This is a genomic window from Pseudomonas sp. NPDC087814 (genome assembly GCF_044742865.1).
Lineage (GTDB): Bacteria > Pseudomonadota > Gammaproteobacteria > Pseudomonadales > Pseudomonadaceae > Aquipseudomonas.
On the sequence record NZ_JBIUVK010000005.1, the window covers coordinates 147,743 to 167,172 of the forward strand.

Annotated in this window: 14 protein-coding genes and 1 pseudogene; 8 read left to right on the top strand and 7 right to left on the bottom strand. The window is 58.6% G+C overall.

The features are described 5' to 3' along the window. Position 1: 1 nt before the first annotated feature. Positions 2–3,190, bottom strand: a complete 3,189-nt coding sequence (locus ACIOMR_RS06630; protein WP_008433261.1) for an efflux RND transporter permease subunit — start codon at positions 3,188–3,190, stop codon at positions 2–4. Between the two features lie 309 nt (positions 3,191–3,499). Here ACIOMR_RS06630 and ACIOMR_RS06635 point away from each other — a divergent pair, with 309 nt between their 5' ends. Beyond that, positions 3,500–3,886: a MarR family winged helix-turn-helix transcriptional regulator gene (locus ACIOMR_RS06635; RefSeq protein WP_003207888.1), complete on the top strand. Its 387-nt coding sequence runs from the start codon at positions 3,500–3,502 to the stop codon at positions 3,884–3,886. A gap of 528 nt (positions 3,887–4,414) precedes the next feature. Here ACIOMR_RS06635 and ACIOMR_RS06640 read toward each other — a convergent pair. Genes ACIOMR_RS06640 through ACIOMR_RS06655 form a run of 4 tightly spaced genes read right to left on the bottom strand, consistent with a single transcriptional unit; the run spans position 4,415 to position 9,252 of the window. Further along, positions 4,415–5,359 (bottom strand): aldo/keto reductase, encoded by a 945-nt coding sequence (locus ACIOMR_RS06640; RefSeq protein ID WP_177122573.1) that lies wholly within the window; start codon positions 5,357–5,359, stop codon positions 4,415–4,417. 12 nt (positions 5,360–5,371) lie between these two features. Beyond that, positions 5,372–6,751: an efflux transporter outer membrane subunit gene (locus ACIOMR_RS06645; RefSeq protein WP_401193000.1), complete on the bottom strand. Its 1,380-nt coding sequence runs from the start codon at positions 6,749–6,751 to the stop codon at positions 5,372–5,374. 18 nt (positions 6,752–6,769) lie between these two features. Continuing rightward, positions 6,770–8,224: an MFS transporter gene (locus tag ACIOMR_RS06650; protein WP_401193003.1), complete on the bottom strand. Its 1,455-nt coding sequence runs from the start codon at positions 8,222–8,224 to the stop codon at positions 6,770–6,772. Further along, on the bottom strand, positions 8,221–9,252 hold the full coding sequence (locus ACIOMR_RS06655; RefSeq protein ID WP_087692937.1) for an HlyD family secretion protein: 1,032 nt from the start codon (positions 9,250–9,252) through the stop codon (positions 8,221–8,223). The genes ACIOMR_RS06650 and ACIOMR_RS06655 overlap by 4 nt, the downstream gene beginning before the upstream one ends. Positions 9,253–9,356: 104 nt before the next feature. Between ACIOMR_RS06655 and ACIOMR_RS06660 the strand changes: the two genes are divergently transcribed. Then, positions 9,357–9,980, top strand: coding sequence for a TetR/AcrR family transcriptional regulator (locus ACIOMR_RS06660; RefSeq protein WP_003216516.1), 624 nt, complete (start codon positions 9,357–9,359; stop codon positions 9,978–9,980). Further along, on the top strand, positions 9,977–10,492 hold the full coding sequence (gene mug, locus ACIOMR_RS06665) for a G/U mismatch-specific DNA glycosylase (RefSeq protein ID WP_003216518.1): 516 nt from the start codon (positions 9,977–9,979) through the stop codon (positions 10,490–10,492). The genes ACIOMR_RS06660 and mug overlap by 4 nt, the downstream gene beginning before the upstream one ends. Here the strand turns inward: mug and ACIOMR_RS06670 are convergent. Then, the gene (locus tag ACIOMR_RS06670) at positions 10,479–12,524 is read right to left on the bottom strand and encodes a prolyl oligopeptidase family protein (protein ID WP_401193007.1); all 2,046 of its coding nucleotides are present in this window, start codon (positions 12,522–12,524) and stop codon (positions 10,479–10,481) included. The two genes, mug and ACIOMR_RS06670, sit on opposite strands and share 14 nt — an antisense overlap. A 152-nt stretch (positions 12,525–12,676) precedes the next feature. Here ACIOMR_RS06670 and ACIOMR_RS06675 point away from each other — a divergent pair, with 152 nt between their 5' ends. Further along, complete coding sequence (locus tag ACIOMR_RS06675) at positions 12,677–12,940, top strand: Ada metal-binding domain-containing protein (protein WP_401193010.1); 264 nt, start codon at positions 12,677–12,679, stop codon at positions 12,938–12,940. A gap of 604 nt (positions 12,941–13,544) precedes the next feature. Here the strand turns inward: ACIOMR_RS06675 and ACIOMR_RS06680 are convergent. Then, positions 13,545–14,465 carry a LysR family transcriptional regulator gene (locus ACIOMR_RS06680; protein ID WP_087692965.1) on the bottom strand — a complete coding sequence of 307 codons (921 nt, stop codon included), beginning with the start codon at positions 14,463–14,465 and terminating at the stop codon, positions 13,545–13,547. Positions 14,466–14,647: 182 nt separating this feature from the next. On the opposite strand from ACIOMR_RS06680, the gene ACIOMR_RS06685 reads away from it, so the two are divergent. The 4 genes and pseudogenes from ACIOMR_RS06685 (at position 14,648) to ACIOMR_RS06700 (ending at position 19,424) form a co-directional block, all read left to right on the top strand. Then, entirely contained in the window at positions 14,648–15,322 is a 675-nt protein-coding gene (locus ACIOMR_RS06685) for an epoxyqueuosine reductase QueH (protein WP_087692942.1), read from the top strand. A 112-nt stretch (positions 15,323–15,434) separates the two neighbouring features. After that, a pseudogene (locus tag ACIOMR_RS06690) lies at positions 15,435–16,897 on the top strand (methylenetetrahydrofolate reductase C-terminal domain-containing protein). Positions 16,898–17,387: 490 nt separating this feature from the next. Continuing rightward, a complete protein-coding gene (locus tag ACIOMR_RS06695) occupies positions 17,388–18,371 on the top strand; it encodes a DUF1852 domain-containing protein (RefSeq protein ID WP_401193013.1) in 984 nt (327 codons plus the stop codon). A 24-nt stretch (positions 18,372–18,395) separates the two neighbouring features. Beyond that, on the top strand, positions 18,396–19,424 hold the full coding sequence (locus ACIOMR_RS06700) for a methionine synthase (RefSeq protein WP_087692945.1): 1,029 nt from the start codon (positions 18,396–18,398) through the stop codon (positions 19,422–19,424). Positions 19,425–19,430 lie beyond the last annotated feature (6 nt).

Sequence of the window (19,430 nt, forward strand, 5' to 3'; positions counted from 1 at the left end):
GTCAAACCCCTTGAGTGGCGGTGGTCGCAAGCGTGGCGTGCTGACGCCGCCCGTGCACAAGACTGAAAATCAGCGGAACCAGGAACAACGTGGCAATGGTGGCGAAGGCCAGCCCGCCGATGACCGCGCGGCCCAGCGGGGCGTTCTGTTCGCCGCCCTCCCCCAGGCTCAGCGCCATCGGCGCCATGCCGATGATCATCGAAATCGCGGTCATCAATACCGGGCGCAGACGGGTAAAGCCGGCTTCAAGCGCCGCCTGCACCGCATCCCCGTGCACGGCCAGGCGTTCGCGGCAGAAGCTCACCACGAGGATGGCGTTGGCGGTGGCCACGCCCATGCACATGATCGCCCCGGTCAGCGCCGGTACCGACAGCGGCGTGTGGGTGATGAACAGCATCCACACGATGCCCGCGAGCGCCGCCGGCAAGGCGGTGATGATCACGAACGGGTCAGCCCAGGACTGGAAGTTGACCACGATCAGCAGGTAGATCAGCACCACCGCGCCAAGCAGGCCAAACAGCAAGCCACTGAAGGCCGCGTTCATGGTTTGCACCTGGCCCTGCAACAGCACCTTGGAGCCGGTGGGCACTTCGCTGGCGTGGGCGGCGATGATCTTCTGGATGTCGGCGGCGACGGCACCGAGGTCGCGGCCCTGGATTGCGGTCAACACCTCGACCACCGGCTGGATGTCCGACTGGGTCACCACCGAGTTCGCGTGACTGCGTTCGATGGACGCCAGGCCGCCGAGGGTCTGGTCTTGCGCCGAACCGGGGCTGCCGCTCAACGGCAGGTTATGCAGGGCGGCCAGGGTGTCGAGGCCGTACTGCGGGGTTTGCATCACAATCGGATAAGACACGCCGTTGGCCGGGTTGAGCCAGAACGTCGGCGCCACCTGGCTGGAACCCGCCAGGTTGACCACCAGGCTGTTGGTCACATCGCGCTCGTTCAGGCCCACCAGTTGGGCCTGGGTACGGTCCACATCGATCTTGAACGTGGGCAGTTGCCGCGACTGCTGGATACGTGCATCCACCACACCCGGCACCCGCCGGATTTCCCGCAGCAACGTGCTGGCGTAGGTGAAGTTGGCGGGCAGGTTATTCCCGCTGACTTGCACATCCACCGGCGCCGAAGAACCGAAGTTGAGGATCTGCCCGACGATGTCCGAAGCCGGGAACGAGAACACCGCATTCGGGAATTCACGGGGCAGCCGCTCCCGCAGTTCGCGCATGTATTCGGCGGTGGGACGATGGCCCTCTTTCAGGCTGATCTGGATGTCGCTGTCCTGTGAACCCACGGTGCCGGTGTTGTTGTAGGCCACGTTGATCCCGCTGATGGCCAGGCCGATATTGTCGACGATGGCCGCCAGCTCCCGGGGCTCGATCACGTTATGAATGGTGTTCTCGATCTGCGAGACCAGCCGCGCATTGCTCTCGACCCGCGTGCCGATCGGTGCACGCACATGCAACAGGATCTGCCCGGAGTCGACGTCGGGGAAGAAGTTGCGACCCAGGAATGGCACCAGCGCAAACGACACGGCGACGAACGCCAGCATCGCGATCACCGCGATACGGCGGTGGTGCAAGGCACTCTCCAGTGCCCCGTGGTAAACCCCGCGAAACGCCTCGAACTGGCGCTCGAACCCGCGCTGGAATTTCACCAGCGGATTGCTCGACGGCGCCACCACCGGCGTACCGTCCGCATGATGTTCGTGAGGCTTGAGCAGGTAATTGGCGAGGGTCGGCACCAGGGTTCGCGAGAGGATGAACGAGGCGATCATCGCGAAGATCACCGCTTCGGCCATCGGCACAAACAGGAAGCGCGCCACGCCTTCCAGGAAAAACATCGGCACAAACACGATGCAGATACACAGCAGCGACACGAACGCCGGCGTGACGATCTGCGCCGCGCCGTCGAGGATCGCCGTCTCCACCGGCTTGCCCTGTTCCAGGTGCCAGTTGATGTTTTCGATGGTCACCGTAGCGTCATCCACCAGGATCCCCACCGCCAATGCCAGGCCGCCGAGGGTCATGATGTTGAGGGTTTCGCCGAGCGCCGACAGCGTGGCAATCGACGACAGGATGGCCAGCGGGATCGACGTGGCGATGATCACCGTGGAGCGCCAACTACCGAGGAACAACAGGATCATCAGGCTGGTCAACGCGGCGGCAATGATCCCTTCCCGGGCGACGCCGCTGATGGCCGAGCGCACGAACAGCGACTGGTCGCCGATCAGGTCGATATTCAGGTTGGGCGGCAAGGCGCCTTTGTTGTCGGCCAGTTTGTCCTTGATCCCGGCGATCACCCCGAGGGTCGACGCTGAACCGGTCTTGAGCACCGGCAGCAGCACGGAGCGGTTGCCGTTGACGTGCACGATGTTGGTCTGCGGCGGGTTGCCGTCACGCACCGTGGCCACGTCACGAATCAACACCGTGGTGCCGTCGGCGGTCTTGATCGGCAGGTTTTCCAGGTCGTGGAAGTCCGTCGGCGAGTTGTTCAGTTGCAGGTTGAACTCGTAGCTGCCGATCTTTTGCGTGCCCACCGGGGTGATCAGGTTCTGCGTGGCCAGGGCAGTGGCCACGTCCTGCGCCGAGAGACCACGGGCCTGCATGCGTGCGGAGTCGAGGTCGATCTGCACCTGGCGGGTCTTGCCGCCGAACGGGTATGGCAGTGCGGCACCGGGCACCGTGGTCAGCATCAGGCGCACGGTGTTGAGGCCCAGGTCACCGAGTTTCTGTTCGCTGAGGCCTTTGCCGGACAAGGCCAACTGCACGATCGGCACTGTCGAGGCGCTGTAGTTGAGGATCAGCGGCGGCGTGGTGCCCGGCGGCAGTTGACGCAGGATGGCCTGGGACACCGAAGTCATCTGCGCGTTGGCCGTACTGATGTTGACTCCCGGCTGGAAGAACACCTTGACGATTCCGTAGCCGTTCAGCGATTGCGCCTCGATATGGCGGATGTCGTTGACCGTGGTGGTCAGCACCCGCTCGAACGGCGAGGTGATGCGGCCGGCCATCTGGTCGGGCGGCAAGCCGGTGTACTGCCAGATCACGGCAATCACGGGGATGCGAATTTCGGGGAAGATGTCGGTCGGTGTACGCCAGGCCGCGAGCGGGCCCACAATCAGAATGAAAATAGCCAATACCAGGAAGGTATAGGGGCGCCGCAATGCGATGCGCACGAGGTTGAGCATAGATGTGATCCAGACAGGAAGTTGATGACTGAAGGAGGTACCGAACAGCGCTTCCCTCCTGCCCCGCCCGTCTGTGTTCCGGGCCAACTGCACTGACATCCGGTCAAAATAGAGGCATATGCCACGATATAGCGTTTAGTGGCATACGCAACTAATTTGTTGCAGCATGTGTCAATATTCATCTTGCCGGATTAACGTTCGGTTAACCCTTGATCTGTAGCGAGTGATCAGCCTGTGAAATGCGCACCGCCTGTCCTGAATAGCCCGAGCACCTGTTCCAACGGAGCCGTGCGGCGCGCGTCCCGTCGTATGGCGCAGATCTATGACGAGGCGTTTGCGCCGTTTGGTTTGAAGGCCACCCAGTATTCGCTGATGAACCACATCGCCAATGGGGACGCTCCGAAGATGCGCGACCTGGCGCAGTCGTTGGTGATGGATTTGTCGGCCCTGGGGCATACGCTCAAGCCGCTGGTGCGGGATGGGCTTGTGGTGTTGCGGGTGGATGAGTTGGACCGTCGCAGCCGGCGGGTGCTGTTGACCGACGCGGGGCAGCGTAAATACGAAGAGGCGCGGGTGGTGTCCAGGCAGATGGCGGTGCGGTTTGATGAGGTGTTTGGGGCTGAGGCGGCTTGCGAGTTGCGTAAGGCCATGGACTTTATTGCGTCTGATGAGTTTGCTCGGGCGTTGTTGGGTTAGGGGGCATATCCGTTATTTGGGTGATGGCTTGTATTGGTTCCGCTCTTACAGCGGCTCACTTTTGAAAAGCGCAAAAGTAAGCAAAACGCTCTTGCCCCACCACTCGGCACCTCGCCTAGGCTCGGTTTGCCCTCACTCCGGCCAGCGTGGTTTAACGGGGCGCCCAAGATCAAGATCAAAAGCAGATCAACAGCACAGCGGCCTACCGGCCGGCTTGAGTGTTTAAAAGCCAAATCAAAAGCTAAAGCGGGCACGGTCCACTGTAGGAGCTGGCTTGCCGGCGATGGCATCACCTCGGTGTGTCTGATTCACCGAGTTGTCTGCATCGCCGGCAAGCCAGCTCCTACAGAAAAGCAGCTTTTGCCTTTGCTTTTAACACTCAGGTCGGCTCTCAGGCAGCCGTGCTCTTACTTTTGATCTTGATCTAACTGCCCCCTGCCGCTTTTGCAAAGTGACTCGCTGTAAGAGCGAAACCATAAGTAGCCATAACCTAAATAACGGATATGTACCCCCCTCCTCCGGCCAAACTCAACACTTCTCCCGCGAAATAAACCCCAACACCCCAGTATCCATCACCGGATTAAAACGAACCCGGGTCGTAATGTCCTGCTCAATCTCACGCATCGCCACCTGCGGCAACGTAGAAATATCCGCATCCTCCCGTATCCGCGCCGGCGTCACCGACGAGGTCAAAAACGCCACCCCACGCTGCACCGACCACGCCAACGCAACCTGAGCCGGCGTCTTCTGCACCCGCCGTGCAATCCCGGTAATCACCGGTTCATCCAGCACCCGCGGCCTCATCCCATGCCCCAACGGCGCAAACGCCAACACCACAATCCCATGCTGCCTGCAAAACTCCAACAGCTCCCACTCCGGCAGATAAGGGTGTGACTCAACCTGCACCACCGCAGGCTTTATCCGCGCCACCGCCACCAACTCCCGCAGCGTTTCCAGGCTGATATCCGACACCCCGATGGACTTGCAACGCCCCTCATCCACCAGACGCTCAAGCACCCGCCACGTCTCGATCAACGTCACCCCCGAGTCATACAACACATGCCCAAACGCATCCCGTGGGTGCAGCTCGTCACCCGGCAAAAACGCAAACGGCGTATGGATCATGTAGCAGTCGATCACCTCCACCTGAAGCCGGCGGCAACTGGCTTCGAACGCCGGCACCACACGCTCGGGCCGATGGTTGTTGTTCCACAGCTTGGTGGTGATGAACAGGTCCTCGCGCCGGACTTTACCGGCCGCCACCGCATCGTGAATCGCCGCGCCGACCTGCGCTTCGTTGCCATAACGCTCCGCACAATCGAAATGGCGAAAGCCCGCCTCCAACGCTTGCGTGACCGCCTGGGTGGTGGCCGTCAAATCCCTGAACAGCGTCCCGAACCCCACCGCCGGCATCGCGCCCGAGCCATGCTGCAAAGGAAAACGGGTATCGCGGAGTGCATCGTAATAGCTCATGTGTTTGCTCCACTAGCGTTTGAAATCGTTGACCGAGCGACCACCGAGCGCCACGAACAACCGCACGGTGTCGAGATGTTGGGCGGTGCTCGCCCGGATCTGCCCGAGCAGGGCCTGCTCATAGGCGCGTTGTGCCTCCAGCACTTGCAACAGCCCGCTCTCCCCTGCCCCATAGGCCTGCTGGTTCAGGCGCAAACTGTTGGCGGCGGCCTGTAGCGCGGCGGTCTGTGCCTGGTACTCCTCGGCGTCGTGGTTGATCGCCTGCAAGGTGTCTGCGACCTGGCCGAAGGACTTGATGACGGTCTGCTGATAGTTGGCGAGCGCGGCGTTGTAGCCCTCCACGGCGGCCTGGCGCTCTGCCTTGAGAGTTCCGCCATCGAAGATCGGCCCCGCCAACCCGGCGGCAAAACCCCACAGCGCCGCACCACCATTGCCCGACGCGGCCTGGGCCAGTGACGCGGACAACTCCACACGGGGATAGAGATTGGCGGTGGCCACGCCGACCGCCGCGCTGGCCGCATGCAATTCGGCTTCGGCTTGCAGCACGTCCGGGCGGTCATGGGCCAGTTCGGACGGCAAGCTGACCGGCAGCGTGGTGGCCGAGGCAAATCCAGCCAGTTCGAAATCCGGTGCGCGCCAATCCGCCGGGCCCTTGCCCGCCAGGATCGACAGCGCATGCCGCGCCGCATCGCGCTGCTGGGCGAGTGGTGGCAACAGGGTGCGGTCCTGCGCCAGTCGCGTTTCGGCCAGGGAGACATCGAGCTGCGTCGTCGTGCCGCTGTGTTGCGCCGCGCGCACCAGTTCGAGGTTTTTCGCGTCGGTGGCGAGCAAGGTCTGCACCGCTTCCATCTGCGCGCTGGCCGAGGCCATCAGCAACGCCTGGCTGGCGACGTCGCCCGTCAGCGTCAGGTACGCCGCCTCGAAGCGATGCTGCTGGAAATCGGCCAATGCCTGCTGTTGCTCGACCCGGCGCTGATTGCCGCCGAATACGTCGAGGTCGAAACTGACCTGCGGCCCGACGCCATAGAAGTTCGTCACCACTGGCCGAGCGGCGTTGTGCACGCGCTGGCGGCCCGCTTGCGCGGCGAAATCCACCTGCGGGAAAAGTGCACCCTCGGCCGCAGCCACCGAAGCGGCGGCCTGACGCAACGTCGCGTCCGCTGCCGTCAGCTCAAGGTTGCCGGCAATCGCCCGGCGCATCACGCTGTCGAGCGTTTCGGAATGAAAGGTCGACCACCAGTCGACGCTGACCTTCTGACTGAAGGAAACGTGCTGCTCAGCCTGCACGTCATAGTGCTGCGAAGCGGTAACGGACGGCGCCTTATAGTCCGGGCCAACCGAACACGCGGACAGGGTCATGACGGCCGTGATAACAAGCCCATGGGATTTCATTACGCACACTCCGGAAAACTAGTGGGTCGTGACAGGTTTACGCAGCAGCAGCACCAGCGGGCTCACCACCAGCATTGCCCACAGCAGAATCTTGAATTGGCCGACCACCGCGATGAAGGCGGCCTGGCCGGTGATGGCTTCGTTCAGCGCGGCGAATCCCGCCAGGGGCGTCGATGCGGGGACCGAATGCACAGTCAGGTGGCCGGCCAGCGCCACGTGCATCGCCTGGGTGTTGTTGAAGAAGAACCACTGCACCACCGCCACACCCAGGGTGCTGCCGTAGACGCGGGACAGGTTGAACAGCCCGCTGCCTTCGGGGCGCAACGTCGGGTCGAGGGTGCTGAACGCCACCCGGGAAAGCGCCGGCATCAGCAGGCCCAGGCCCGCGCCCTGGATTGCGCCAGCCACTGCCACCGGCCAGCCGTCCATCAAGGGTGAATAGCCGAGCATCGAGTGGTTGGCGTAGATCACCACGGCGATCCCGGCGACCACAAATGGGCGGCCGTCGAGATGCGCAGGCACCTTGTTCATCAGCCAGAACGCACCCAGCAGCCCCACGCCACGGGGGATGGTGAGGAAGCCTGTGGTGTCGGGCGGGAAGCCCAGCAGTTCATCCAGCATCGGCGAGGTCATCGCCATGGTCGGCAGCAGCACGAAACCGACGGCGAAGAACAGGATGGTCGACAGCACGAAGTTGCGGTCGCGCAATAACCCCTTGCTGATGAAGTGTGTGCTCGAGGTGAACCGGTGCATTGCGAACAGGTAGAACCCCAGGGCACTGGTGGCGGCTTCCAGCCAGATCTCGGGCGAGTCGAACCACTCCAGGCGCTGGCCACGGTCGAGGACCATTTGCAGGCCGATCACGCCGAGGGTGAAGCTGGCGAAGCCTGCGAAATCAAACGCAGCAGCGCTGTTGGCTTTCTTCTCCTGCTGCAACATCGCCACGATCAAGAAGGTGTACGCCAACAGCGGCAAGCTGGCGTAGAACATCCAGCGCCAGCCGAAATGCTCGCTGATCCAGCCACCAATCGCCGGGCCGCTGACAATCCCCAGCAACCCGATCGCCGTCCATAACGGGCCGAATTTTGGCCGTTGCAACGGGGCCAATGTCTCCAGGGCGATGGCCATCGACAGCGGCGCCAATACGCCGCTGGCAGCCCCCTGGATGATCCGCGCGCCGACGAATTGCAGTGAGGTGGTGGCCTGTGTCGCGAGCAGCAGGCCGAGGGCGAAGATCAGCATCGCCGCCTGGTAAACCGCCTTCACGCCGAGGCGCGCAGCAAGCCACTGAGCCACCGGCAACGTAATCGCGCTGGCCGCCAGGTACGACGTGAAGATCCACCCCGCCTCGTCATCCGTCATCGACAAACTGCCCTGCACAAACCGCAGGGCCGAGTTCGGCAGCGACACGTTGACCGCCTGCAACCAGGTCACCAGCAACGCCGCAAACCGGAGAGTACGTGCGCCGTTCATGGGCCGGTCCTGATATCAACCGTCACCGTGGCGCTGGTGCCGGAGAACAGCGGCAAGTCCGCGTTGGCCTCGTCCAGTTCCAGGCGCACCGGCACCCGCTGCACCACCTTGACCCAGTTGCCGGTGGCGTTTTCCGGCGGCAGCAGCGCGAAGTCGGCACCGGCGCCCGGGCTCAGGCTGGTGATGTGCGCCTTGAAGGGATGATCCGGGTAGGTGTCGAGCTTGATGGTTGCCTGCTGACCGGCTCGCATATGGGTCATCTGGGTTTCGCGAAAGTTGGCCTCGACCCAGGTGCGACGGGGCGACAGCAAGGCGAAGGCCGGCGCGCCGCTGTTCAGGTAATCGCCGACCTGCACGTCATCCACCTTGGCCACCACGCCGTCGTCGGGGGCATAGACCGTCGCGTACGAGAGGTAGAGTTGTGCCTCGTCGAGCTGCGCCTGGGCCTCCCGAATCGCCGGGTGTCGGTCGATTTCGATGTCGGGATTGCCGTTCAGCGCCACCACCGTATTGGCGATCTGCTGCTCGACGGACGCCACGCGTTGCCGGGCGACTTTCAGGTCGGTATCGGCCCGTTCGAACACGGCCTGGGACACGAACTCGGTGGCCACCAGGGCCTTTTTGCGGGCGAATTCCTTCTGGTCGAAACCCGCCGATTCCTTGGCCGCCTGCAACTCTGCCTGCTGTTGCCGGTAGCTGGCCTTGAGGCCTTCAATCCGCAGGCGCGCCACGCTCAATTGCGCCTGGGCACGCTCGACCGCGACCTGGAACGGCTCGGGGTTGATACGCAGCAGTACCTGCCCCTTGTGTACCGACTGGTTGTCTTCCACGGCGATCTCCACGACCTGCCCGGATACCCGCGCATTGATCGACGCCTTCGCCACTCGGGCATACGCGTTATCGGTGGATACGTACGGCGCATCCTTGAGGTAATACACATACCCGGCCGCTGCAATGAGTACCGGAAAGCCCACCATCAACAGTGAACGCCAGGGGGTGCGGGTCGTGTTTTCCAACGCATTGCTCATGATCGAATCACCTTTGCTGAGCCCGGGATTTCTGAGGCCTTAATTTTGTGCGATGATGTAAGAATATCGACCCACCCACCTCTACTCAAGGATTTTTGTACGCCATGGCACAAAAAAAGATCACAGAGGCAAAAGGCCGTGGCCGCCCACGGGCCTACGACCCCGAAACGGCAATGCAAAAAGCCCTCGGGGTGTTCTGGAGCACCGGCTATTCCGGCGCCTCACTGGACAGCATCGCCACCGCCGCCGGGATGAACAGGCCAAGCCTGTACGCCGCGTTCGGCGACAAACACGCGATCTACCTCAAGGCACTTGAGCAGTATTGGGGTCTCGCTTCTGCCGCCATCGACGAGGCGCTGGACGACCCGAGCCTGACCCTCGCAGAGGCGTTGATGCGCTTATATGAAGGCCAGTTGTCGATCTACTTTTCGGGGGATGGCGAGCCACGGGGCTGCTTTATCATCGGCACCGCAACCACTGAAGCGGTGGAGGATGCGGAGATTCGCGCCGTGCTTTTGCAGCGCCTCGACGCACTCGACGCCCATCTCGAAACCCGCTTGCGCACGGCCATCGAGGCCGGTGAGTTGAAAGGTGGTGCAGACCCGGCAGCCGTCGCCGTCCTCGCCGCGTCTTTGGTGCACAGCCTTTCGATTCGTGCACGGGCGGGCAAACCCCACGCCGAATTGATCACCCTGGCGCGCAATGCCGTGCAGGTCATCTGCGGATGAGTGAAGGACTGGAAGACATTCTGGCCGAGCACCTGGCCGTGATTTTTTGCGGGATAAACCCGGGGCTGAAGGCCGCCACCACCGGGCATCACTTCATGGGCAGGAGCAATCGGTTCTGGCGCACGCTGCACCTGGCCGGGTTTACGCCCCATGAAGTGCAGCCGGAGAACGACCGCACGATCCTGCAATACCAATGCGGGCTGACCACGGTGGTGGAGCGGCCTACGGCCCGGGCGGACCAGTTGTCGGCGGATGAATTCAGGGCGGCGGCGGCGGGTTTTGAACGCAAGATCGCACGTTATGCGCCACGGTATGTGGCGTTTCTGGGAAAGGCCGCCTATAGCGCGTTGAGCGGGCAGAAGCAGATTGCCTGGGGACTTCAACCGCACACCTTGGGGTGTGCGGCGGTGTGGGTTCTGCCCAACCCCAGCGGCAGGAACCTTGGGTTTACGCTCGACCAATTGGTGCAGGCGTACCAGCAATTAAGGCTGGCAACACTCAGTCCCGATTAGAACTCAACTTCTCCCACAAAAAGCTGTAGACCAGCGCACTCATATGCGCAGCCTGCGCATTGTCTGCCGCCCCGCCGTGCCCACCTTCGATATTTTCGTAGTACGTCACGTCCTTGCCGGCCTCGATCATCTTCGCCGCCAGTTTGCGGGCGTGGGCTGGATGCACCCGGTCATCGCGGGTCGAGGTCAGGAAAAACACCGGTGGGTAGGCCTTCGCCGGATCGAACAGGTGGTATGGAGAAAACGTCTGGATGTACGCCCACTCTTCAGGTACGTCCGGGTTGCCGTATTCCCCCATCCACGACGCCCCGGCCAACAGGAGGTGATAGCGCTGCATGTCGAGCAAGGGCACCTGGGAGACGATTGCACCGAACAGTTCCGGGTATTGAGTAAGCATATTGCCGACCAACAGACCACCGTTGCTGCCACCCTCCGCGCCCAGGTGTCGGGGCGAAGTAATCCCGCGGTCGATCAGGTCACGGGCCACTGCGGCAAAATCTTCGTAGGCACGCGGACGGTTCTGCTTGAGTGCGGCCTGGTGCCAGCGCGGGCCGTATTCACCGCCACCGCGAATGTTGGCAACCACGTACACCCCGCCCTTCGAAAGCCAGGCGCGGCCTGCCTTACCGGAGTAATACGGGGTCAGGGAGTATTCAAAGCCGCCGTAACCATAGAGCAAGGTCGGCGCCGTGCCGTTGCGCGGCAGGTCTTTGCCGAGCACCAGGAAATACGGCACACGAGTGCCGTCCCTGGAGACCGCAAAGTGCTGCTCGATCACGTGCTGGCTGGAATCGAAAAAGGCCGGCAGGGTTTTCAGTACCTCGGGCGGATCACCGATCTCGGCCAGCGACAAGGTGGTCGGCGTCAGGTAGTCAGTGGTCACCAGCCAGACGGCATCACTGTCGTCGCTGTCCACTGCGCTGGCATCCACCGTCCCCATGCTCGGCGCCCCGGTGAACGGGCTGTGCTGCCAGCCGTTCGCGCCGGGAGTGAGGACGCTGAGGCGGTTCTTGACGTGATCCAGTACGTTCAGCACCAGGTGATTCAACGTCCAGAAAAACCCTGCCAGCGAGGTGCTGTCCGTAGGGGTGAACAGCACCTCGAAATCCCGCTGGCCTGCCATGAAGCGATCAAACCGGATCGCCAGCAACGAGCCGGCCACAAACACTTCATCAAGCGTCCAGTCCTCCCGCAGTTCCAGCAGCAGCCAGTCTTTGTACACCGACTTTTCCGCTGAGTTCGGCGCGTCGATTTTGCTTAACTGGTTGTCGCTGCCCCGCAGGTACAGCTCGTTGTTGTAGAACGCCAGCGTGCGGCTGACGAAGTCACGCTCGTAGCCGGGCGTGTCGTCGTGCATCGCCGCGATGTACATATCATCCAGCGCGCCTTCATAGACAAGACTGGCGGCACTCAACGGCGTACCGCGCTGCCACTGCTTGACGATGCGCGGGTAACCGGAACGCGTCATCGACCCTTCACCAAAATCGGTATAGACATAGACGTTGTCACGGTCGATCCAGCCCAGGCCGCCCTTGGACTCGGGCAACTGGAAGCCGTCTTCGACCCAGGTCTTGCTGGCCAGATCAAACTCGCGGGTGACATTCGCATCGGCGCCGCCACGGGACAGCGCCAGCAGGCAGCGCTGGTAGTCCGGGCGCAAGAAATCAGCACCGTGCCACACCCAGTTTTCGCCCTCGGCGGCGTTCAGTGCGTCAAGGTCCAGCAACGTTTCCCAGTCAGGTTGAGGCTTGCGGTACTCCGCCAGCGTGGTGCGACGCCACAGGCCCCGCGGGTGGGCGGCGTCCATCCAGAAGTTGTAGTAATAGGCGCCGACCTTATCGACGTAGGGGATGTTGCTGTCCGAGTCCAGTATCTCCAGCACATCGGCCTTGATCTGCTTGAAGCTGTCGGAGCGGGCGAGCCGGTCTTCGGTCCTGAGGTTCTGGGCGCGTACCCAGTCCAGTGAACGCGTGCCGTCGACGTCTTCAAGCCATTGGTAGGGATCGTTGGACGTTTCGGGAAGTTTTGACATGTTCGAATCCTGTCGAAAAGCAGAAATGGATAGCGTGCCCGACTTTGAGCCTTTTTGATCGATAAAAAAAGCAAGAAACCGGGTGCGCCAGCCGATCTGATCGGCGATACATGGCGGACGTACCGCAGGCTGGTGCGGCAGGAGGACAAGCGATGGCTGACAAAAACATGTGGATGCTGATGGGCGCAGACGCAAGCCCCTTCCCAAGCCCCGAGCCGGGAACGCTGGGCGGCCACCGAGGCGGCAAGCGCTATGGAAAGCTCGACTGTCGTGCGGCGCTGGGAGCCATTGCGCGTGGCGGCTACGTGAAAAATCGCGTGTTTTTTCTCGATGAAGCGACGGCTATCGCCGCGGGATTTCGTCCTTGTGCGGTGTGCATGCCAGCCGAATATCGCCTGTTTCGAGGGCACGCCTGAATCGAGTGTCCGGGACAAATTCCGGGCAAAAAAAGCCTGCATCGCTGCAGGCTTTTTTACTATCTGGCTCCACGACCTGGACTCGAATAGAAGATTAAGCATCTGTTTTAAAAGTAAATTATGTCGACTTATAAAATATTTATCCCTAAGGTTATCCTTATTAAGCCCGGATTTTATACGAACTCTTTGGATCCCCATGAGCACGGCAGTTGCGTCCGTCCCGCCTACCGATCAGTGCAGTAGTTCGTTCCTCGTGATCACTGTGTCAGTCAGAAACGGACTTTAGTTGGGTGGTTTAGGTATTGAAAAAGACGTCCTGAATTTCGACAGGTTTTGATTCGTGGTTTGCATTCCTGCCGGCTAATCAATGGCATTGATGCTGACCATCTTTTGCATCCGACTTGACCGATACTCGTAGAGAAGGTGACCGGCAGTGAGCAACCCAAAGCTGACGATTGCGATGGGCAGAAATTGGCCGTTCTTTGCCGGTCGCGACGGGCAAGAGTCGGCCAGAAGGTACCATTGAGTAACGGCAACAATCGACCCAAAGTAGAAACTTAGGAAAGCAAACTGGCTCTACCACCACGGTTACGATTCAGGAGGACTATTCCCGAATGGGACTGATGCCCTCTAGAGTCGAGAATGATGTGTCTTTCGCCGTCAGCAGAAAATCCCTCATGTAGGGTGTGGTCAGCATGTCCGTACGCACCGCAGCGAATAGAGTGGGAAATAGGCCTTTGTCGCCCAGGCGTCGAGCTGTGACATATCCACGAGACGTGTATTCGTGCACGGCCCAGTTTGGTAGGCAGCAAATCCCTCTACCAGATGCGACGAGTTGCATCATCATCACGGTCATTTCTGAGGTTCGTATGTTGAGCGGTTCGACATCGGCGGGGTCAAGGAAACGAGTGAAGATGTCGAGCCGGTCTCGGTCGACGGGATAGGTGATCAACGTGAAGGGCTTCAAGTCCATTGGCAGAATAATACTTTTCCCAACCAGTGAATGATGGTTATCCACGGCCAGCAATGCTTCATACATGAACAGCGGCACATAGGTAACGCCACTCAGGTTTATCGGATCGGAGGTCACGACCAGATCCAGATCCCCTCGGGCTAAAGCTGGAAGCGGCGCGAATGAAAAACCTGATGCCAGATCCATCTCCACCTCAGGCCATGAGGTCCTGAAGGCGTCAATGGCTGGCATCAGCCACTGGAAGCAGCTATGACACTCAATTGCCAGGTGCAAACGCCCAGCAGAGCCTCCCGCTAACCGGCTGAAATCGCGCTCAGCTTCCCTCATCAATGGAAGCACTTCATCCGCCAGCCTGAGCAATCTAAGACCCGCACTGGTAAAGCGCATCGGTTTGGTCTTGCGCGCGAACAATGTCATACCCATCCGCTCCTCCAGCTCTTTGAGCTGATGGGAAATGGCTGACTGCGTCAGGTTCAAACGCTCAGCCGTCTCCACCAGACTGTTGGTGTCACGCATGGTTTGTACGGTTTTAAGATGACGAATATCGATCATGATCATGAATAAAATTTGAGTTGTCATAGACTAAAATTAGTTTGTCTCACCATAGATTAATTGACGACAATGGGTCTAGAGATAAACGAATTGCAGTCGCCTGCTTCTCAGGGGTTAATCCTCCTCGTATTTCCGTGTATGGGAGGCGACTGTGAACCTGGAAATCCCGCTGAGAACTCGCGATGACAACGGTAGATCGACCTCAACTCACCTTGCCGAATGGAGCCGATAAGCTGCTCCTCCACTCTTGCTGTGCTCCCTGCTCTGGAGAGGTGATGGAAGCGATCACGGCATCGGGGATCGACTACACAATTTTCTTCTACAACCCGAACATTCACCCTGCACGCGAGTACCTGCTGCGCAAGGACGAGAACATCCGTTTTGCCGAAGACCACAACGTGCCGTTTGTGGATGCCGACTATGACACCGACAACTGGTTCGCTCGTGCTAAAGGGATGGAGCATGAACCTGAACGCGGCGTACGTTGCGCCATGTGCTTTGACATGCGTTTTGAACGTACGGCCCTGTATGCCTTTGAGCATGGATTCAGCGTGATCAGCAGCTCGCTAGGGATTTCTCGTTGGAAGGATATGAAGCAGATCACTGATAGCGGTATCCGCAGCGCGCAGAAATATCCTGGAGTCAGCTATTGGGATTACAACTGGCGCAAGGCGGGCGGTTCGGCACGGATGATCGAGATCAGCAAGCGTGAGCGTTTCTATCAACAAGAATACTGCGGCTGTATCTACTCACTGCGAGACACCAATCACCATCGCAAGGATCAAGGGCGAGACATCATCCGTATCGGCGTGAAGTATTACGGGGATGACCGTGATGATGGCTCGGTTGGTAGGTAACCGGCCAGAAACGGCACTCATATGCAAAAGGAAAATTCCTCACTTTATGTCGTCACTGGAGCCGATGAGGATGTGCGGCTGAATGATGAGATCTCTCCGATACGGATAAAACATGAGTGTGTTGAAAGAAGCACTGCACGATGGCGTATTCACTTGCGTCGTTGAGTTTGTGCCCAAACCATCATCGGAGCGTTTTGCTGCTTTTGAGGCTCTCATGGAGCATGCACGGCTTCACGAGTGGCCGCTCGTCGCCGCCGTGGCAGACCGTGTTGGCGGTAACCTGGATGTGGGCCCTGTGGACGCATGTGCTGCTTTCAAACGCCCAATTCCGGTGCTCATTCATTTTTCTGGAAAAGACCGCGAGCGTTCCGGCCTGTTGGCACAACTGGACAGGCTGGAAAACCTGGGTGTAAATCAGCTGCTGCTCATCAGTGGCGACCGATTGTCAGGACGTGAGCCTGGCCAGCGCCCGGTGCGTTATCTCGAATCGGTGCCCGCGCTGCAAATCGTTCGTGCGGCTCGCCCGGACTGGCTGTTGGGCGCTGCGCTCAATCCATTTAAATATTGCGAGGAGGAAGGCGGCGCCCAGTACCTCAAGGCACAAAAGAAGCTTGCTGCGGGTGCCGATTTTCTCACTGTACAACTCGGCTTCGACACCCAGAAGCACTTGGAAGCGCTTGCTTGGATGGCTGAACAGGACAGGCCTAAGCCACTTCTGGCTTGCGTGATGGGGTTAACCCCGCAACGCGCCAACATGCTTCAGCGTACCTGGCATCGTGATCAGCCCCTCTATGCTTAAAGCGCTGGCTGCTGAGGCAGCTATCTCAGAGGATCATGCACACTTGCGCTGCATTGATCGCTTGGCTCTCCAGATCGTCGGCTTGCGGTTGATGGGATATGCCGGAATCCACCTGTCCGGTGTCCACACGCCAGATGAGCTTGTAGCGTTGGAACAGCGGATTTCCATTTGGGTCAGCCAAATCGATTCCCTGAAACAGTGGCAGCCAGCTTGGGAAGCTAGTTGGCACTTGGATGGCCAACGTTGCAGTCACTTTTAACCCCATTGGAGGCAATTGGTATCGGGGCGAATCCAGCGTGAAGGCGACTCTGAAAGAAACGTTTCGCTACCACGTATTGTCGGCCTTCCATTCTCACCTTTTCAGTCGAACCACGGGGCTCAGCAAGGCTTTCGGCTGGAGCGTACAGCGCTCTGTATGGTCTTCCGCTACGGGGTAACGATGGTTGCACCAATTGGAGCGAAATCTGAAACGTCCCGTGATGGGCTGCAACACCTGCGGGCAGTGTCGTCTTGAGGATACGCTGTATGTCTGTCCCGAAACATGTCCGAAAGGATTGGCCAATGGCCCCTGCGGCGGCACTCAACTCAACCGTTGCGAGTTCGGGGATCGGGAGTGCGTACACAGTGTGAAGTACCGTACCGCCAAGTCAGTAGGTCAGTTTCCAGTTCTCGCAGATCGCTTGATTCCGTGCGTTGAGCTGGGCAGTAGACATCGTAGTTCCTGGCCACACTGGTTTGCTGCCGATTCCAGGCAGTCTGGAAAAGCATCCGAATGAAATCGAAAGAGCAGCAGGCGCATGAGCCGAGAATTGAGCATTCAAGATCGACCAGACAACTGATAGCGCCTTTAGTTATCGAAGCGGTCAAGCAGAATCGCTACCAGGTAGCGCGCAGATATGGCCGGGTCACTATCGCCTAGCATGAGTATTTTTACGTGCGAGCACAGGATATTCTGGTACATAGCGACGTTTTTCACACGTATCAAAAAGAAGGACGTCAACGGTTGCTCGATGCAGATGTATACGGGGTGATCGACAGGGGCCTCCACGATGACCTCACCGCTGCGCCTACACGCCATCATGAGCGTGACTAATATTCTTTTGAAATCAATTCGTTTTTGTTCATGTAGCCTGCCTGCTTAAAATGCGTGCAGCACTTCACTGTGGCTGATCTACAGGCCGTCGAGCGAAGGAAGAGAATGTTGATCAAAGCTGAAAGAGGCAATGCGCCAGTTCAGGCTTGTCAAAAATATAGGTGCAGGTCACGATGAACAATGAATTCACATTTGCTATCAAGAAAATTTGTTTTGATGAAAACTACTTTCCCTCAGACAATACGCGCATTACGACCAACTTTGCTAATTTAGCAAGAGGAGAGAGTCGTCAGGAGAATTTGCGTAACACTTTAAAGATGATTGACAATCGATTTAATGCTTTGGCGCACTGGGATAATCCGACCAGTGATCGTTACGCGGTCGAGTTGGACATTATCTCCGCTGAAATGAAAATTGATCCTGAAGGTTGCGGCCAACCTATTCCGTTAATTGAGATTTTGAAGACAACCATTGTTGATCGAAAAACCAATGAACGCATCAATGGCATTGTAGGTAATAATTTCTCATCCTACGTGCGAGACTATGACTTCAGTGTGAGACTGCTGGAGCACAACAAGAACCAGTCGGAGTTCAGCACCCCAGATGACTTTGGCGATTTGCACGGCAAACTGTTTAAGTGCTTCGTCAACTCAAGCGCTTACAAAGATCATTTCGACAAGCCACCTGTCATCTGCCTGAGCGTATCAAGTACCCGGACATACCTGCGAACCGAGAACCAGCACCCTGTCCTGGGCTTTGAGTACCAGCAAGATGCGTACTCTTTGACAGATGAGTATTTCAGGAAAATGGGCTTGAAGGTTCGTTATTTCATGCCGCCGAACAGTGCTGCGCCACTGGCTTTCTACTTCTCAGAGGATTTGCTCGGTGATTACACCGATCTTGAGTTGATTGGCACCATCAGTACAATGGATACGTTCCAGAAAATCTACCGTCCTGAGATTTACAATGCGAACTCCGTAGCTGGAAAGTTCTATCAGCCTAGTTTGAAGCATCAGGACTACTCATTGACTCGAATTGTTTATGATCGAGAAGAGCGTAGCCGACTGGCTGCCGAACAGGGAAAGTTTGCCGAAGAACAATTCATCAAGCCATATCAAGCCATTTTTGATCAGTGGTCTGTTAGCTGCGCGCTTTAATAATTTAAATCAAGGTCATTTTTAATGAAAAAACTGTTGCCTACTTCGACCGCTGGTAGCCTGCCTAAACCTTCCTGGCTTGCACAACCTGAAACGCTTTGGTCACCCTGGAAATTGCAGGATGAAGAACTAGTTGAAGGTAAACAAGACGCTCTGCGCCTCTCATTGCAGGAGCAACAGCTGGCCGGTATCGATATCGTCAGTGATGGCGAACAGACTCGTCAGCACTTTGTGACGACCTTCATCGAGCATCTCGAAGGTGTCGATTTTGAGAATCGTGAAACCGTCCGGATTCGAGATCGCTACGATGCCAGCGTGCCGACGGTTGTAGGTGCGGTTGCTCGGAGAAAGCCGGTGTTCGTCGAAGACGCCAAATTTTTGCGCCAGCAGACGAAGCAGCCGATCAAGTGGGCCCTACCTGGCCCAATGACCATGATCGATACCCTCTACGATGCTCACTATAAAAGCCGTGAAAAACTGGCTTGGGAATTTGCGAAGATTCTCAATCAGGAGGCCAGAGAGCTGGAGGCTGCCGGGGTAGATATCATCCAGTTCGATGAGCCCGCATTCAACGTGTTCTTCGACGAAGTGAATGACTGGGGTGTAGCCACCTTGGAGCGAGCCATCGAAGGGCTTAAATGCGAAACCGCCGTGCATATTTGCTACGGCTACGGCATCAAGGCCAACACCGATTGGAAGAAAACGCTTGGTTCGGAATGGCGCCAATATGAAGAGGCGTTCCCCAAGTTGCAGAAATCCAGCATCGATATCGTCTCGCTGGAATGTCATAACTCTCACGTCCCTATGGATTTGATCGAACTCATTCGGGGCAAAAAAGTAATGGTGGGGGCCATTGATGTGGCAAACCATGCTATCGAGACGCCCGAGGAGGTTGCCAATACCCTGCGCAAGGCACTTCAGTTCGTCGATGCCGACAAGCTCTATCCATGCACCAACTGCGGCATGGCTCCGTTGCCTCGTCAGGTGGCAAGGGGCAAGTTGAATGCGTTGAGTGCAGGCGCAGAGATCATTCGGAAAGAGCTGTCGAACTAGGAACTG

Bases quoted from the DNA above. Each gene is read 5' to 3' on its own strand.
- ACIOMR_RS06630 (WP_008433261.1), bottom strand. From the start codon at position 3,190: ATGCTCAACCTCGTGCGCATCGCATTGCGGCGCCCCTATACCTTCCTG.
- ACIOMR_RS06635 (WP_003207888.1), top strand. From the start codon at position 3,500: ATGGCGCAGATCTATGACGAGGCGTTTGCGCCGTTTGGTTTGAAGGCC.
- ACIOMR_RS06640 (WP_177122573.1), bottom strand. From the start codon at position 5,359: ATGAGCTATTACGATGCACTCCGCGATACCCGTTTTCCTTTGCAGCAT.
- ACIOMR_RS06645 (WP_401193000.1), bottom strand. From the start codon at position 6,751: ATGAAATCCCATGGGCTTGTTATCACGGCCGTCATGACCCTGTCCGCG.
- ACIOMR_RS06650 (WP_401193003.1), bottom strand. From the start codon at position 8,224: ATGAACGGCGCACGTACTCTCCGGTTTGCGGCGTTGCTGGTGACCTGG.
- ACIOMR_RS06655 (WP_087692937.1), bottom strand. From the start codon at position 9,252: ATGAGCAATGCGTTGGAAAACACGACCCGCACCCCCTGGCGTTCACTG.
- ACIOMR_RS06660 (WP_003216516.1), top strand. From the start codon at position 9,357: ATGGCACAAAAAAAGATCACAGAGGCAAAAGGCCGTGGCCGCCCACGG.
- mug (WP_003216518.1), top strand. From the start codon at position 9,977: ATGAGTGAAGGACTGGAAGACATTCTGGCCGAGCACCTGGCCGTGATT.
- ACIOMR_RS06670 (WP_401193007.1), bottom strand. From the start codon at position 12,524: ATGTCAAAACTTCCCGAAACGTCCAACGATCCCTACCAATGGCTTGAA.
- ACIOMR_RS06675 (WP_401193010.1), top strand. From the start codon at position 12,677: ATGGCTGACAAAAACATGTGGATGCTGATGGGCGCAGACGCAAGCCCC.
- ACIOMR_RS06680 (WP_087692965.1), bottom strand. From the start codon at position 14,465: ATGATCGATATTCGTCATCTTAAAACCGTACAAACCATGCGTGACACC.
- ACIOMR_RS06685 (WP_087692942.1), top strand. From the start codon at position 14,648: ATGACAACGGTAGATCGACCTCAACTCACCTTGCCGAATGGAGCCGAT.
- ACIOMR_RS06695 (WP_401193013.1), top strand. From the start codon at position 17,388: ATGAACAATGAATTCACATTTGCTATCAAGAAAATTTGTTTTGATGAA.
- ACIOMR_RS06700 (WP_087692945.1), top strand. From the start codon at position 18,396: ATGAAAAAACTGTTGCCTACTTCGACCGCTGGTAGCCTGCCTAAACCT.